Origin of the sequence: Candidatus Pantoea communis (genome assembly GCF_011752685.1) — a bacterium.
GTDB lineage: Bacteria > Pseudomonadota > Gammaproteobacteria > Enterobacterales > Enterobacteriaceae > Pantoea > Pantoea communis.
Genome location: NZ_VWXC01000013.1, coordinates 129,432 through 144,551 on the forward strand (window position 1 = coordinate 129,432; position 15,120 = coordinate 144,551).

At 54.3% G+C, this 15,120-nt stretch carries 22 protein-coding genes and 2 pseudogenes; all 24 read right to left on the reverse strand.

The features are described 5' to 3' along the window. Positions 1-7: 7 nt before the first annotated feature. Positions 8-487, reverse strand: a complete 480-nt coding sequence (locus tag F3J37_RS17825; protein WP_166934833.1) for a virion core protein, T7 gp14 family — start codon at positions 485-487, stop codon at positions 8-10. Continuing rightward, the gene (locus tag F3J37_RS17830) at positions 459-905 is read right to left on the reverse strand and encodes a hypothetical protein (RefSeq protein ID WP_166934835.1); all 447 of its coding nucleotides are present in this window, start codon (positions 903-905) and stop codon (positions 459-461) included. Before F3J37_RS17830 ends, F3J37_RS17825 begins: the two co-directional genes overlap by 29 nt. Beyond that, positions 902-3,202 carry a phage nozzle protein gene (locus tag F3J37_RS17835; RefSeq protein WP_166934837.1) on the reverse strand — a complete coding sequence of 767 codons (2,301 nt, stop codon included), beginning with the start codon at positions 3,200-3,202 and terminating at the stop codon, positions 902-904. The genes F3J37_RS17830 and F3J37_RS17835 overlap by 4 nt, the downstream gene beginning before the upstream one ends. Next, a complete protein-coding gene (locus F3J37_RS17840) occupies positions 3,203-3,805 on the reverse strand; it encodes a phage connector family protein (RefSeq protein WP_166934839.1) in 603 nt (200 codons plus the stop codon). It abuts the gene before it with no gap. 52 nt (positions 3,806-3,857) lie between these two features. Then, positions 3,858-4,124 carry an Ig-like domain-containing protein gene (locus F3J37_RS17845; protein WP_370662133.1) on the reverse strand — a complete coding sequence of 89 codons (267 nt, stop codon included), beginning with the start codon at positions 4,122-4,124 and terminating at the stop codon, positions 3,858-3,860. Positions 4,125-4,154: 30 nt separating this feature from the next. Beyond that, positions 4,155-4,559 (reverse strand): annotated as a pseudogene (locus F3J37_RS28135) (Bbp16 family capsid cement protein); the annotation flags it as partial. 11 nt (positions 4,560-4,570) lie between these two features. Further along, positions 4,571-5,569 (reverse strand): major capsid protein, encoded by a 999-nt coding sequence (locus tag F3J37_RS17850; RefSeq protein WP_166934841.1) that lies wholly within the window; start codon positions 5,567-5,569, stop codon positions 4,571-4,573. Between the two features lie 14 nt (positions 5,570-5,583). After that, positions 5,584-6,264, reverse strand: coding sequence for a hypothetical protein (locus F3J37_RS17855; protein ID WP_166934843.1), 681 nt, complete (start codon positions 6,262-6,264; stop codon positions 5,584-5,586). Then, positions 6,257-6,541 (reverse strand): Bbp19 family protein, encoded by a 285-nt coding sequence (locus F3J37_RS17860; RefSeq protein ID WP_166934844.1) that lies wholly within the window; start codon positions 6,539-6,541, stop codon positions 6,257-6,259. The genes F3J37_RS17855 and F3J37_RS17860 overlap by 8 nt, the downstream gene beginning before the upstream one ends. Before the next feature lie 17 nt (positions 6,542-6,558). After that, positions 6,559-8,214 (reverse strand): portal protein, encoded by a 1,656-nt coding sequence (locus F3J37_RS17865; RefSeq protein ID WP_166934846.1) that lies wholly within the window; start codon positions 8,212-8,214, stop codon positions 6,559-6,561. Position 8,215: 1 nt separating this feature from the next. Beyond that, positions 8,216-8,488 carry a hypothetical protein gene (locus F3J37_RS17870; protein WP_166934848.1) on the reverse strand — a complete coding sequence of 91 codons (273 nt, stop codon included), beginning with the start codon at positions 8,486-8,488 and terminating at the stop codon, positions 8,216-8,218. A 4-nt stretch (positions 8,489-8,492) separates the two neighbouring features. Next, positions 8,493-9,938, reverse strand: coding sequence for a phage terminase large subunit family protein (locus F3J37_RS17875; RefSeq protein WP_166934850.1), 1,446 nt, complete (start codon positions 9,936-9,938; stop codon positions 8,493-8,495). Further along, positions 9,907-10,398 (reverse strand): DNA-packaging protein, encoded by a 492-nt coding sequence (locus F3J37_RS17880; protein ID WP_166934852.1) that lies wholly within the window; start codon positions 10,396-10,398, stop codon positions 9,907-9,909. Before F3J37_RS17880 ends, F3J37_RS17875 begins: the two co-directional genes overlap by 32 nt. Positions 10,399-10,759: 361 nt before the next feature. After that, positions 10,760-11,032 carry a Gp49 family protein gene (locus F3J37_RS17885; RefSeq protein ID WP_166934854.1) on the reverse strand — a complete coding sequence of 91 codons (273 nt, stop codon included), beginning with the start codon at positions 11,030-11,032 and terminating at the stop codon, positions 10,760-10,762. Positions 11,033-11,043: 11 nt separating this feature from the next. Beyond that, positions 11,044-11,283 carry a hypothetical protein gene (locus tag F3J37_RS17890; protein WP_166934856.1) on the reverse strand — a complete coding sequence of 80 codons (240 nt, stop codon included), beginning with the start codon at positions 11,281-11,283 and terminating at the stop codon, positions 11,044-11,046. A 9-nt stretch (positions 11,284-11,292) separates the two neighbouring features. Next, positions 11,293-11,571: a hypothetical protein gene (locus F3J37_RS17895; protein ID WP_166934858.1), complete on the reverse strand. Its 279-nt coding sequence runs from the start codon at positions 11,569-11,571 to the stop codon at positions 11,293-11,295. A 147-nt stretch (positions 11,572-11,718) separates the two neighbouring features. Beyond that, the gene (locus F3J37_RS17900; RefSeq protein WP_166934860.1) at positions 11,719-12,015 is read right to left on the reverse strand and encodes a hypothetical protein; all 297 of its coding nucleotides are present in this window, start codon (positions 12,013-12,015) and stop codon (positions 11,719-11,721) included. After that, entirely contained in the window at positions 12,012-12,356 is a 345-nt protein-coding gene (locus F3J37_RS17905) for a DUF7940 domain-containing protein (RefSeq protein ID WP_166934862.1), read from the reverse strand. The genes F3J37_RS17900 and F3J37_RS17905 overlap by 4 nt, the downstream gene beginning before the upstream one ends. Beyond that, positions 12,353-12,820 (reverse strand): glycoside hydrolase family protein, encoded by a 468-nt coding sequence (locus F3J37_RS17910; protein WP_166934864.1) that lies wholly within the window; start codon positions 12,818-12,820, stop codon positions 12,353-12,355. Before F3J37_RS17910 ends, F3J37_RS17905 begins: the two co-directional genes overlap by 4 nt. Then, positions 12,817-13,044: a hypothetical protein gene (locus F3J37_RS17915; protein WP_166934866.1), complete on the reverse strand. Its 228-nt coding sequence runs from the start codon at positions 13,042-13,044 to the stop codon at positions 12,817-12,819. Before F3J37_RS17915 ends, F3J37_RS17910 begins: the two co-directional genes overlap by 4 nt. Further along, positions 13,041-13,481 (reverse strand): hypothetical protein, encoded by a 441-nt coding sequence (locus F3J37_RS17920; protein ID WP_166934868.1) that lies wholly within the window; start codon positions 13,479-13,481, stop codon positions 13,041-13,043. Before F3J37_RS17920 ends, F3J37_RS17915 begins: the two co-directional genes overlap by 4 nt. A gap of 317 nt (positions 13,482-13,798) precedes the next feature. Continuing rightward, positions 13,799-14,566, reverse strand: a complete 768-nt coding sequence (locus F3J37_RS17925; RefSeq protein WP_166934870.1) for an antitermination protein Q — start codon at positions 14,564-14,566, stop codon at positions 13,799-13,801. Continuing rightward, positions 14,556-14,684 (reverse strand): YlcG family protein, encoded by a 129-nt coding sequence (locus F3J37_RS17930; protein WP_166934872.1) that lies wholly within the window; start codon positions 14,682-14,684, stop codon positions 14,556-14,558. Before F3J37_RS17930 ends, F3J37_RS17925 begins: the two co-directional genes overlap by 11 nt. A 127-nt stretch (positions 14,685-14,811) precedes the next feature. Beyond that, positions 14,812-15,111, reverse strand: a pseudogene (locus tag F3J37_RS17935) (dATP/dGTP pyrophosphohydrolase domain-containing protein); the annotation flags it as partial. Between the last annotated feature and the right edge of the window lie 9 nt (positions 15,112-15,120).

Here is a 15,120-nt window from a genome sequence, read left to right on the forward strand (position 1 = left end):
TGCTCACCTACCGTTTAGTCAAAGCTGATGTGTTGTAATAGCTTCCCGCCGCGCTGCTGATGCCACCAAGCAGACTAACCAGACCCGGACGCTGCAACTTAGCCTGAGCGCGCTGGGCCGCTGCCTGATTTTCGATGTCAGCGATTTGCAGCCGACCGTTATAGTCAGCGGTTGCCGCATCCATTTCTGTGTCGATGGCAGTCGAGCGCTGAATGGCGGCATTACTGCCGCCCGTACCAGTACCGTTTTCAGCAAAGGCCGCCGACTGTCCGGCAATCGCCTGTGCGCCCTGACGGCGAATCTGTGCCGTCTGAGAGCCAGTCTGTAGAGCGACCGTCTTTGCCTGCTGGTCAAGCAACGCGGCGTTGTAACTGCTGTTGCGTGAAGCTGTGAATCCTTGCGCCATGGTACTTACGCTGTTCAGGCCAGACGAAGCGACTGATGACCATGCGGCGGGGTTATTGCTCACTGATTGTGTGAACTGCATCGTCAACCCTCACTATGCTGTACATTTTCGCATCACACCCATCCGGACCCGCCCGGCGCATGACTCCCTCAAACCGAAAGCCGATTAACTCAAGCCAGCGATCGGCTTCAGGAAAAGCCGACAGCGTTTCAAGGCGGATGTAATCGTTCAGCGCGAGACCAATCAGTCGGCGGGCGACGCGATAAAGCTGTGTCCATTGATGCTGAATTTCGTCGGTCACGATGAGGTAGAGGTAAGCCCTGATTGGGTTCAGCTCTACCAGACCGCCAATCGCCACCACGCGATCGCCAATCACCCCTGTAAAGCTTTCGTACTGGGCAAGTTGGGCTGCTCGCTCAGGCGTTCTTTCCAGTGATTCCTGGCTGGGCTGCGGCTTAATCATCAGCAGGTGCTGCGGTTCGTAGGGGATTATCTTCATTCGCCTGTTGTCCATGAGCGAGGGTAAATAGCAACAAGCGTCATCGGGAGAGGCTGATCCTGCACTACCCTGATACACGCATTGGTGTCATAACCACCGGGGAACGGGAGATTCCTGTCATCAGTGAACGGCGCAGGGGGATTGTCCATCAGGTCTGAATAGTCACGACTTTCCAGCACATCCAGATCGGCTCCACCCTCAAGCCCCGCTTTGCCGCCCAGCGTATTCACGAATCGCAGCGTGAGTTTACTGATACGCTTTGTTTTCCCCTGAGCAGTGCCAGCGGTACCGCCCGCCTCCAGTGGAAGCGTGACAACCTCAGAACTGTATGGCAGGCCAACGTGAACCACCGATGCTGACCAGTCCAGAGAGACAGAGCCACCGCTCACTGTGCGATTGGGATGCGCCGCGCCATCTGAGATGATCGCGACCGTCTGCCCCTCAAGGTGGGTTAGGCCAGAAACACTAGTCACCGGGTCACCTGAGTAAGTCAGTCCGCAGTCGACGTAGTACGCCTGCGAAAAGCTTTCACTTGCCGCATCCCATGCCGCATGAAGAAACTCGACATACCGCTTAGTCACGCCATTGATGGTGCGCTTTACCACAAGCCAAAGGTCATCACGAATGCCGTTCGGATCCGGTATGCAACTCACCGCCTCAACATCGCCATCAACATCATGCCGGTGCCATGCCGTGACCTTCTGCTCATCGTTATAGGTCATCGCGACCAGAGAGCCATCGGACAGCACAACCCACAGCACGTAATCCGGCTCCTGCTGCCATGCCATATCGACAACGCCAGCGCGGGTGATGTGTTCAGCCAGCACGGTAAGATCGCTTGAGCTGTACGAACCGCTCTCATAGTCAGCCTGCACGGCGCGGACTTTACAGCCTGCACGCTGGACAAACATAGACGTTGCGCCGACCTGCACTGAGTTAACGCCAGTCGAACCATAGGCTGACTCTTTGGTGATCTGAATATTCTTCGGACCAAACGCCGATGTGGTTGTTGAAGGAGAGCAGGAGTGCTCAGCGCCAGCGGTGCCAATCAGCAGAGATGATCCGGGGGCCAGCCACTGAATGGTGTTGGTTGAGTCAGCTTCAATCTGTACGTTGATCGCATCATCATCCTGCACCTCATAGCCGTCAGCCATTGGCGTGAAGTTTTCGTAGTCGGAAGCAACCGAGAACCACAGTTTACCGCGAGAGGCGAATACAAGGCGGTTCTTGTAGAAGGCAACCTTTGTCGGGAAGCCCTGCTTCGGTGACCAGTCACCAAATGCATACTTGAATGTTTTGCCGGTTGTGTTGCGAACGCTGGGCGGCAACTCCTGAAGGATTTTTCCGACAGCAACAGTGGAGCTTGTGACAGAGGTGATCTGAATAACGCCCCAGCCACCGTTAGAGTATCGCCACAACGTATAGCCATCCTGATGCGCGCCTGCAGTCCAGTCTGGCTGAGTAGAGCCAGTCTTGGTGCCGTCCATGCTTTCGTAATACTTTCCATCACTGCGGCAGAATACGCCCGGAGAGAACGTCTCCGTAGTACCAGCAGCCCATGACGGGATATAGCCATTGTGTCCGGTATCGTCATCAACCTTATCGGTGCTAGCCTCGATATAAAAAAGACCACCCACGTGGCCTGATTCGAATATCGCGGTGTTTGATGTGATCGTGCACAGACTGGTTGTAGTAGGTGTACCATCCGGTCGCGCCGCACCATCGCTTGACCAGATGCGAAACTGGTCGGTATAAACAGTTTGTGAGCGCTTTGAGTTAGTGCTGTCAAACGGCCCCAGCGCGCCAGCGTAATCAAACGCGGCCAGTGTCCAGTCAGTATTGGAGTTTCGGCTCAGTTTGTAAGGCGCGATATCCCCGGTGTGGCAGCAGATGTAAATCACATCCCCGCTCTGCACCATGGACAGGCCAAAGCCACCATCGTCGTTAGTCAGGTCATCAGAGCTATACGGCGAAGGCACCTCGAGCACCCCGCCGCTGCTGTTCAATGCAACTCCGTGATCAGAGTAGAAGCGAATGTAATAAGGGCCAAACTCAAGGATAAATGCCTGGGTAGTGTTGAATTCAAACTTAGCCAGCCATACTTTATCTCCCGAATATTTTATCTCGCTGACAAAATATGTACCGGCGCGGCGCTCAGCCGGACCCTGAGATCGGGGTATGAAGTTGAGCATCGATTTAACACCAGATGACCACTTCTCAAAGTTGGTCTGCCCCATCATCAGCGGGGAGAACTCACCGGCGTTGAAGCTGTTGAGTGACGGGGATGCTGCTGGCATTTATAACCTCGACGTTAACCAGGATGTTTCCTGCTGCTTGATGCGTGGTCGCTCGATGGCGCTGGCTGCGCGTGCTGCCTTGATAGCGGCATCGAAATCCTGAGCGGCGGCCTGCTTCTTGGTGGATGACTGAGTGATTGACTCGCACATCTCGTAGGCCAGCAGACAGGCAAAGGCTTCTGCGAATGAACTATCCCACTGTGATGGGTCTGTGACTTTTGCCCCATAGCGCAGGTGTAGCGGCGATTCGATATCGGTCAGGATTTTCCTTCCTTCCATCTGCCATGGTGCTGTTGACAGGCGCTCACCTGAATAACTCCAGACCTCCATGAGCACGCTGTTAAGCACTTCATCCATACGCAGGAAATCGGCGGGCAACTGGTACTGCGTGGAATATCCGTAGGCCGGTGCGTCACTCAGCGCGGCGAGCTTTGTGCGCTTGATGGCAAACGCCCAGCGGTAGTCGCGCAGCAGACTTTCAAGCAAACCGTCATAAATCGCCTCGACTGTCCGTGACGCTTTATTGTTATCCGTCTCGCTCATCAGGCGCTCTTCGCCAAGCTTCACCAAAGCGCGGTTTATGACGATTATCTTGGTAGTCATATCTCACCATTAAAAAAGCCCTCCGTAGAGGGCTTGTGATATCGGGATGCTGTTACGAGGCGGTAACGGTGATAGTGCTGGTTGCGGTGTAGCCGCCATCTTCCGTGGTAACGGTGATGGTTGCGGTACCGGCTGCCACACCTTTCACGGTGATGGTGTTACCAGAGCGGGTCACGGTTGCCACTGCAGTGTTGGAAGACGATGCAGTAATTGCCGCATTGCTTGCATCAGACGGCGACACGCTGGCGGTAAGCGCGACAGTTGCACCTACGGCAACGCTGGCAGTCGTCGGGCTGACGCTGACACCTTCAACCGAAATGTTGGTAACGGCGCTGAAGTCAGGCGTTGGCGAACCAGCCGGATAAGCACGGTAGCCATCAGGACCCAGCAGCAGTGAAGCTGTCACGGTGCCTGCGGTGCCAGTGCCTGCCACGGTGTAGTTCACGCGCAGATAACGCTTAGTAGATGACGGCACCACCATGCGCACTGGCTGAGCGCCAGCGGTCAGGCTTGCCACCGGGATAGCGCCGGATGTCGCCAGGTCTGTCCAGGTGCTGTTGTCAGCACTGGTCTGCAGCGCCACATTCAGCGAGGTCAACCCGGCAAAGCCGGTACCAACTTGGACGGCGAAATACACCGGCTCGCCCACACCGATATCGCGATCAACACCGAGGTCTACCACGTTGGTAGATACAGCGGTCGCAGTGACCGCCTGAGCGTTCGAAAACGTCAGCAGTTTATCAAGAATTGCCATTGCTTAGCTCCTTACGCTACAGCAGTTTCGCCATCAACAATGGCATCGGTTTCGCGGAACGGCATGCCACGGAAGGCAGTCCAAGGCTTACCTTCAGTATCCTGAATCACGTTCAGTCCAAGCGAAGGCTTTTCTACCGCCTGCATGTCAAAGAATCCGCCCAGCGTGCGGTTCATGTAGATACCCATACGCGCGCTGCGGTCAGGAAGAATATGGGTGGCAGCGATCATCAAACGAACCAGATCTGTAGCGAATTTGCCATTGGCTTTTTCGTCCAGCATCTTGGTGACGTCGATATTCGCGATGCGCACCACGTAGCGCCAGTCACGCACGGCGAGGCCGGTGTCCCATGTGAAGTGATCGCGATAACCTTCATATGGGTTGTTGTTCTCGTCGAACAAAGTGACCTGGCCTTTATCTTCATGAGTCAAGCCAGCCTTTGAGCCTTTCGGGTAAAGCCCGTGGACAGTCTGCTCACCCCAGCCAACGATGTAGATCGAAGTGAGGTTATCGCCTGTGCCGCCAGCGTTTATGATGTTTTTGCCGTTCTGTGCGCCAAGCTCGCTATAGCGCGTAGCAAACCCATCGAACGATGCAGGGTCATCTTTCTTATTGCCATAGAAAAGAGTGCGAGCCATCTGCTGGTTCATGCCTTCAATGAAGGCCTGAGCTTCAGACAGGCGGAATGTGCCGGTATTACCGTTCAGATCTGCCAAGCGCTTATCGACTTCTGAATAGGTTTCAAGAATGCCAACAGCCTCATCAACCTGCGCAGTGGTTGACTTGCCTTTGCTCACACCTTGGTTGATACGACGCCATTGAGCGGCGGGCAGCGAGGTACGAACGGTAGTGCGGTGATGGGTCGGAGCGTTGGATTCGATGAACGGCATATCCAGCAGGATAGGGTTCTTCTGGTTCAGCATCTCAATGATGCGAGCCTGTTTAAGGTCGGGGTCCTGACGCTTAGCCCAGTCAGCCAACGTAAGGGCGGTATTGCCAATAGTAGCCATCGGTTATGGTTCCTTTAGTTGCTTCCGTAGAAGATGTCTTCTGTTGATTTGGGTCCGCTCTGAGACGGCTCACCATTGATGACCTTCGCCTCGGAAAGCGACTGGCCGATTTTGTGGAATGCTTTAACGAAGTGGGGATTACTGCCGAGCCCGCTATCTCTGAGCGCCTGAATAGCTTCAGGTGCCAGATAAGCTGAGATGGCTTTGTTGGCTACTGCAACGTTGGCATCGAAGTTGTTGCCCCACTCCTTGCGGATGGCGGCGACATTCTCTGTAGCCTGCTGCTCGCGCTGCTGATTGAATTGCTCAAGCATCTGCGACTGCTGGGTGTTGTACCACTCAGCGATGCCCTGAGCCTGCGACTTGCTCAGCCCAAGCTCATGCATCTTGCCGCTGGCGGCTCCAGCGAACTCACCGTTGTCACCATCTGGTACTGGCAGTTCATAGCCTTCTGCTGTTTCAGGGCGGCCAAGCTTGTTCCAGACATTACCCCAGCCTTCCGCATCACCCTCTTCAGGAAGCGATGACAGGAATGGCTCTGGCGGCTGTTGTGGTTCGTCACCGCCCAGCAGATTAGTACTGGTTGATTGTGGCTGCCCTTCGGTTCCGGGCTGCTGCCCTTCGCCTGCGCCGGACAGATCGCCTTCGCCTGCTTCGTTCATGTAAACGCGAATAAGGTCACGAATGTTAAACATCGGTTTTCTCTGCCTCGTTGATGATGCGGATCAGCTCTTCCTGGTCGAGCTGCAAATACTGGGATATGCGGTTGATGACTTCGCGACGACCTTCGGCTACACAGGTAGCCAGCGGGTCAACCTGCCGGTGAATGGGTGAGACGGTGACGCTCGATTTGTTCACCCTGCAGAAGTCACCAAGCACCTTGAGAACAATTTCCTGATCTCGCGTACGGTTCTTTGTGGTGCCAAACACCGCCCTGAAGGCGCGGGCACGCCTCAGAATTAATCTGCTCATGTCATCCCTTCAGGTGGTTATTGCGGTGCGGGTAGTGGTGTGTTGGCTTTCTGGTTGGCAGATGCCAGCTTATCGGCTGCTGTGGCAATGTTCGGCGCGGCATTGAGCAGGTTATTGAGTTGTTCCTGTTGTGCCTGCGCTGCCTTCATCTGCTGCTCTTCATCTTCAGTGAGCAACAGTGACAATGGCATGCCGTTGATGTCTGCCAGCTCGCGGATGGCCTCGCCATACTTCACAAGCTTGAGCACACTCGGATCGAACTGTGCCGCCTGGCTGACTACGCCCAGCGTGGTAAGAATGCCCTGCCCCTGCTCCGCGCGCTGCATGCGAACCAGCGGTGATTTGTAGTCGATGTCGTATTCCATGCCCGCGTCGATCAACTGCTGTGGCGGGTCAGGCAACAGGCCATTGCGGGCGCAGATATCAATCTCACGCTCAATCATCGGCCCAAGCTGCTCGGACATAATGCGCCCGGCAGTCGGTGCCATCAGCTGACCTTTCTCCTGAGCGCGCAGCATGGCTTCTGTCGCCGTCATCTGCGGGTTATCCACCAGAATCTGGAACAGCGTCACAAGGAACACGTCGTTAATCAGCTGGCGCTTCTGGTCCATCATCTCAAGGCCAAGGTTTGGCTGAGAGCCGGACGTGAACGGTGCGGCCAGAGGTGAGCCGTTGGAACTCATGCCGCCTGGAATGATAGCCGCTGGCGTCAGGTTGAATGTGTCGAGCACACCGTCATCTGCTACGAGGATCGGCGGTCGGTTCGCAAGCTGCGCACCTATCAGCGTTTCCCTGTTCATCTCGTTCAGCACTTTGATGTCAGGCAATGCTGTCATGCCGGGGCCGCGACCATAAGTCTCGCCGGGAGATTTGTAGTAGCGGCCAATGCAGTACGGCATGGTGTGATAGCCGCTCTGCTGGACAATCTTCCTGCCCTCTTTGCAGATGTAGTAAGAGGCCCACGGCATGCCGGTGTGATCCTGACGAGGCTGGTTCTCAGCATCGTACTGAATCTCGTTATTCGGGCACACGCGATGAATGAACTCAAACTTGCTCATCGGCGCTGACTCAGAGGCGCGTTGGATACTTTCTGGCAGGTTCTCTTTGCCAAACTGCTGCACCGCCTGACGGGCATTGAGTTTGAACTTGCGGTGAACCAGATCCACGATGCCCTGATAGTTCTCTTCGTAGTAAATCTCACGAAGGTGATATGTCAGGTAGCGCATACCCTTACCGGGCAGCTCATCCACATACATGCAGCCATTACCGAACGCGCCCTGCGAGATGTAGTTTTCACTCATCTGGTTAGCGAAGTTGGCCCATGGTGCATAGCGCAGACGAAACAGGACTTTCGTCACCTCTTCGAAGTACTCCTGCACCTCGGTGTCATCGCTGAATCTTTCATTCTGCAACCCGTGCCACGTCTGCGTGCGAGGCGTGATAACGGATTCCATGGCAGCAGCAAAGCGCTCAAGCGCCACAATGGGCGTGGAGTCGATGGCTTTATCAGATTTCTTCTGTCCATCGCGGATTTCGCCTTTGAAATCTGCACCACGCGGCAAACAACGCTCTGCTACTTCCTGCCAGAGCTGCTCCCATGCTGACCGGGAAGTTTCCATCGTCGACTGGTCACGGAGTATCTGGTCAAGCAGTTCGTCGTTTTCCTGAGCCATGCTAGCCGCCTAATAGTGATTTCTGTCCGGTTGAGGATGCGCCGACATTGCCTGCGCCACCTGAACCGCTAAGGATATTGGCATTGATGCCCTGACGTGATTTCTTGCGAAGCAGATCATCAGCGCCTGCTGTGGCTGCATCCGCGCCCTGCTTAAGCGGGTCTTTCACGCTGGGAGTTTTGTTCTGTGTTGCTGAGTAAACAGCTGTACCAGCGCCCACGGCAGCAGAAGCCACCGCCGCATATGCAGCAAGTGTTGCGGTTTCGATACCCATACATTCACCCGAATAGGTTGTAATCAGTGGTGGCTACGCGAGCCTTTTTGCGAGGGGATTTAATGCTAAACATCTGCTTGCCTGAACGGCGCATCATCACGCCATAACGCACAGCATCGAGAACGTCATCATTGGTTTTGACAATCTTGCCGTGCTCGTCGCGGTGATACATGCGGAACTCTTCGAAGAATTCAGGGCAGGTGGTGAACACCTTGAATTTTCCATCAAGCATGCGCTCGCGTATCTCATGGATGCCAGGCTCAACCTTGTTGCTGCCATCAGGCCAAGTGGCGTGCTCAGCAAGCATCCTGAATCCTTCAGCCTTGTACTGTTCTTTCAGCTGCTGGCCGCCGCCCTTCTCATGCTGATGACCATCGTGAGGCCATGCAACAGGAACGCCTTCAGCCCAGCGCTTGACCAGTCTCCATGCTTCATCGGCTTTCTTCTCGCGGGCTTTCCACACGTGAGCGACGTAGATGATGTCCTCATCGCGGTCTTCCCACAGCTGAATGTGTGCCTGCGGGTGGTCCCAACCAAAGTCCTGTCCGTCGATGACGAAGAAGTGATCCGGACACGGGAACGGCTGGCACATGATTTCATCATCGGCGATGTCATAAATGCGCCCATGACCCAGCATCGGAATGCCTTTGGTTCGCATGTCACGCTGATGAGCCGGGAACGACGCAAGCAACTCAGCTTTAACTTTCTCGCTGAGGTGTGGCGCGTCATCCCAGCCAACGTTCATACACGTCTGCGCACGGCTCGGGTTATCCATGAACCCGATAACGAGGTCAGTGCGTCCATTCTCTGGTGTGAACGTCAGGATGCCACGACCGCCATTGCCACGATCACCTGTCGCTGTACGCGTCAGAACCTGCGGGAATATGTCGGGGTCTTTTGGCTCTTCATCGATGTGAAACCAGTCGACGCTGTCACCCATCAGTGCGTGCTGGCCCTGCGAGTATGACCAGAACTGAATCTTGGCGGTGCCGCCAGACTTGTGCTTGATGTAAACAGATCGGACTGCGTTAGGTGTGCCGGTCATCGCCTCGACGCTGACAATCAGCTCGCCGGGGATTAACCCGCCTTCCCAGCCGTTATCTGTCTTGCGCCCAATGATTGGCGTCTGCAACAGGTCACGACACTTTTCACCAGAGTAACCCAGCACCCATATCAGCGGCGCATGGTCAAACTTATGGCCTGTCCACTCTTCAGGGTAATCACCCATTGCGTGAATGGCGTCGATGTAGGTCGCTGTCTCCGTCTTACCAACGCGGTTTGCAGCAATCAGCGCCGACTGTGAATATTCTTTGGTGCTGGCAATGAACCGCTTTTGCCACGGGTGACGCGACTGATAGAAGCCACGATAGCGATACACGCTTTCACGGCGCTTCTTCTCTTCCAGCAGCTTTACCAGCTCAATCTTCTGCTCCCGGCTGAGATTGTGCATGGCTTAGCTCCATTAACTTGCGATCTAACTCTTCATCAGTCAGGTCAGTAATTGTCTTGTGCACCTCGCGCTTATCAGCAAGGCCGAGGTCACGAGCGATGATATTGGGATTAAGCAGGTCAGCAGCGGCGCCAGAGAACTTCTGGTCATAAATGACTTTTTCTGCTCGTGTGACGACCCCCATAAAATCTTGTTTCGCACGATAGTTGCGCCATGTCTCATCCCCGATGTCGAGGAACAGGCACAGACCTGTAAGAGTCATTGCTCGCATTTTTGCGACTGGTTCCTGAACCACTTCGCCCTGATAAGCGAATGGTTTCATTTCCCATAGCGGGTTGTCTTCTACCCATTCGAAGTATTCAATGCAGGCTTGCCACAGTTCATCGGGTGAACCGAATGTCGGGTTGCGCCCGTGACTGCTTCGAGCCTCCCAGAATCGGTTGCCCTTTGGTGCGGCCATTTGGAGTTTCCTGCTACTTGGTTGGATATATCACCGTGATGTAGCGATACCACTACATCAGGATTCAGCGTTTTTGTTCTGTCAAAGGCACTCATTGAATGCCTTTTGCAGAATTATCTAAATTTCATCTTCTCTCAGATTGCCACGCCTGCAACTCGCACGGTGGGCGTTCACCGCATGTCGGGGAAAGTCAGCGGGATTGGAACCGCCTATAAACCCTGCTTGCCCCTTACGCTTACTGACCGAATTCACGGGAGGGTTCCGCATTGCGAACACCGCTTCATAGTTAAGTCAGGGCGTTTTAATCCAGAGGGACTGGCTGGCATCATCAGGCCCACTCACTGAATGAGCCTTGTGTTGCCTACTGTTGACTTAGCTTTTCTTTTAGCGCGTAGCCCATGAGCGCCCACAATTCTTCTTTGGCATTCTCAATGGCATACTTTTCACCAAGCTCAGCATCATCATTCTCGGGTGATACGGCGCAGGACGGTTTACCAGTTACAGCAAAGCCACTATTAGTGGTCAGAACGGCCCATCGCAGCACCTGACCAGCCTGTGAAACATGCTTAACAATTTCAGTGGATGATATGTTTTTTTCGATATCTTCCGGTGTAACTTTTGGTGCGTCGCTCATTTCAACCCCTGTTAAGCTGTAGCTTCTGCGCTGACGGCCGCTGTGTCCGCTGCGCTCGCGTCAGTGGCTGCGTCACTGGTGCTGGATGATTCAGCGCTGTCAGTGATGATGCCAAGGCTTTTGTACTGTGCCGTTAAAGCATCGGCCAGCCCTGCTGTTTTCTTCGCTGACAGTTTCTGCACGATGAGCGCCTGCACATCTGCGTCGAGTAATACTTCGTTCAGTTCAGCGGCGGTGACTTCAACAGTCATGGTTGCTCCTTAGCCCAGTTTCTTTGCCAATGCGATCAGGTCATCGATTACCACATGGGCCTGCGCGCCAGCGGCAACAACAAGTTTTCGCAAGCGCTCACATACTGCATCTGCTTCGCTTGTTAAAGTTGTGGTCGTGGTGGTTGCCGTGGTGTCAGTCGCCGCTACAGGCGTGGTTTCGACGGTGGCAACAGGTGTTACTGCTGTGGCGTCGGTTGCTGTGGTATCAGTCACAGTGCTTTCCTTCTTGGTGATGAGCCATAGCCAGGCTCGTTTGAAGATATTCATTTAGGTTCTCCGCACAACTTCACCCAAAGGTCGTTGTGATCGTTGATAGCGCGGACGGTTCGGATGTCCATCAGGTCGGCGTCTTTACCGTGGGTGCGGATGACTGAATCCTGGATGCAGAGGGAATCGACTGTGGCGACCGGGGAATCAGTCGTCGGAGTTGAATCGTGAGTTGCGCAGCTTGTCGCGCTGAGCAGAATCACTGAGAGCAGCATTGGCCTGTTTAACACTGTTCGCTTTCTCCGTGTTGTCGGACTGTTTCTTTGCCACAGCCTGCACCTGCTCAGACTTAGCCTCAGCGGCTTTAACGTCTGCCTTGGCTTGTGTCTGAACGTTGCCGACCTTTTTGCCGCCGAAGTAACTTGCCAGCAGCGCGGCCACTACAGCAGCAAGTGCTGCAATCCAGTGCCAGCCACCGGCCAGCAGTGAAGTGATGAGAGTCATTGGTCACCTCGCATTTGTTCGGCGCGCTCTTTGAGCTTGGGCTGCCGGATATACTGAGCGGCAACGGCCAGCCCCATGAGTGTCGGGCTGATGTAGCTGAGGATGTGAGGTGGCACATAACTCTTCAGGTCAGGCGGCAGCATGTTCCACGCATTAAGCGCTGCGTCCGGAAACTGAAGTAATGCGGCACCTATTACAGCGCCGATACTTCCCAGCCATACCGACCACGTTTTCCATAGCAGGCGGGCGTGGGCCACAAACTCCACCGAGGTGTACTTGCGGATCAGCAGCAGGACAACAATGAATGCCAGCGCCACCAAAAGGATGATAAGCAGGCTCATAGAAGCCCCTTATAAATATCGTAGGTGCCTGTGCGCATCACATCAGCATGCCGCAGGGCTCTCTTTGGTGTCTGACGGGCCCAGAGACTGTTCATCATTCCCGCTGCTGCACCAGTAAAGTTGCCAACTGCGATCATCTGAAGAGTGTTCTTGAACCCTGCCAGACCCTGCGTGCCTAACTGGTACGCCATGCTGGTGAGTATGTCAGCGCGCGCCGGGTTGCAGTTCTTCAGCGCGGCATAGATGGCAGGTGATGCCTTCATCTCTGTAGATTTGGTGTCGACCAGTTCCTGAAGCCACACATCCGACACGTTTTTCGAGAGTGAAAAGGTGTAATTGCTGATGGATGCGCCCTTCGGGCCAATCAGGAAGCCGGTACCGACAGTTGGATAGCCTTCGCTGTCAACGTAAGGGCGGGCTCTGAAGCCTTCCTCAAAATTGAGGATTGGGATAATCTGGCTCATTTGCGATCATCCTCTTTCACCGCGTCCGCTGTTTTGGCCGGTAGCTGGTCGAGCTTTTTATCTACCCGGTTAAGCATTTTTGCCTGCGCCGCGTCATGGCGCGCATTCGCAATCATGTACCCGGATGTCAGGCCGCCGATGTATATGCCAAACGCAGTCGCAAAAATAACGAGCCACACCTGCCAGGTAACCGAGAATTCTTCAGGCGTCCGTTTAATATTCATCGCGGAGTCTCCTGCTTCTGCCTGACGTTCTCGCGGTTTAAGTTCATGCATGCCGCCGTCAAATCAGAAACCTGCTGTTTTAATTCTTCGTTCTGGCGTTCCATGTGCTTCATGGTTGCCTCAATGACCTGTAAGCGGCCTTTCAGATCCGCGATAGTCAGCCAACACTCACGGTTTTCATCCCGCAACTTCTGGTTATCGCTTTCTAGCCGCTCAATGTTTTTTTCCTGACGCTCCAGCATGTCTATCTGCTGAATGTCGTTGGCATTGCTGGCGCGGGTCTTTACCCAGTAACGCCCAAATGCCAGCCAGCCATTTAGCGCAACAGATCCGGCTGTTGCCAGACCGATACCGGCTGATTTCAGTGTTTCATAATCGAAAGCCATAGGCCGCTCTCCGACCGGTGTCGGCTGTCTGTAGTCGTAAGAAATGCGCATCGCCCCTTCGTTACAAGGGAGTAAGTGAAAGATGATGGGCGAGCGCAAAAGGGAAGAAAGGCCAACTCTGTGGCTGACCTTTGAATAATCTCACGCAATCGCAAAATAGCGTGATTTTGAGATTTGGCAGTGAGCAGGCAATAAAAAAGCGCCTTCGGCTGGTAACCGTGGCGCTTTTAATCACTCACTTGTGATGGAACAGTTGAATTTTTTCACCCTGCAAACATCAGTGCGCAACTTCAACTGTTGGGAATCATATCCCCAGCTTCCTGAAAAGTAAATAGCCCATGATAAATAATGAGCTATTTCCTATTGCATCAGGCTGTGACCTTATTCAAAGCGGCATTAGCCCATGACTCCTCAATTTCCAGCTTGCCGATAAGTTGGTCATAGAATGGCTTCCCACTCCTATCCCATGTTGCCAGGCTGATGCTGTCTGTAATGTCACATACTGACCGGAAAGCCTCGACAGCCGGGATGCGCTCATACCCGCGCCCGCAGCATCGCTTACAGTCACCCATTACCGGCACGCCCTGCTTCTCTGTCTCCGCTTTCATCACCGCCCGACCGCGCCCGTTGCAGTCCCGGCACGCTGTCGAAACTACGCCTTTCCCTCCACACTGCTTGCACAGCACGCGCACGGTATCCTTGACGTTTCTGGCATAGCCACCTGATAGAGGTGATTTCATCGAGAACACATCGGCCTCAATGAAGCCTTTCGCTTGGCAGCATTCGCAAGGCTTAACGCTGGCGGCGCTGCGGCAATAGTCCATGTATGCATATGTTGCGAGCACTTGCATTACTGCTGGTTTAATATCTTTACCAAGCTTGCGTAAGGCGGCAACCTTATCGCATGACTGCAGTGCAAATTCAGTTAACAGGGATACGGCGCGTGCGGCGTCGTTCTCACTTACTCCAACCTTCCCCATAAATGCGCTGTAACCAATTGGAGCGCGAGCCATAGCCATTCCCATGGCTGCGATGTAATCAGTGCCTGTGAGAGTATCTGGTGAGGTCTGTGGCGCTGTCCCGCTGAAGTTCTGCCCCTTCGGGAAGTGATATTTAATTGTCGCTTCAAGCCCCATGTTTTAACCCCTGCAGTTTCGCTGTGTTTTTGATAATTCGGTAATCAATCGGGAAGGTATTGCGGGCGCGGTACATCCTGAGAAACCGCCATTTGTCTCGCAGGTAATCGGCAATCATTTCTTTCTCCGTTTGGTGATTTTTGCGGGGCTGGCCGGGTAGCTGGAGCGTTTGCGCTGAACCGGGATCGGATGAACGGGGTTAAATCTGCTGAGTAACTTGGTTAGCCAGGTCATTCGTCACCACCTTTGATGTGCATGCGCGGCTCGCCGTCTTTCGGTTCTGGCCAAGTGCGCGCCATATTCACCTTCAGCTTCTCTTCCATGGCAGCTATGATTTCTCCATCGCTTATGCCAGCCCGGCGCTGCGCGTCCCATAGCAGGAACTGCATATCAGCCCATTCAGACAGGTCCTCGACCTGCGCAGCGGCTTCAAGCGCTTCTGCTGACAAGTGCTTTAGCGGCCCAATTGGCCCGACATCGCCAAAGGTTCTTTGTGACCACTCACCATGGCGGCGGCGGATGATGTCGCGTAGCTGAGCCAGCGATCCGGATGC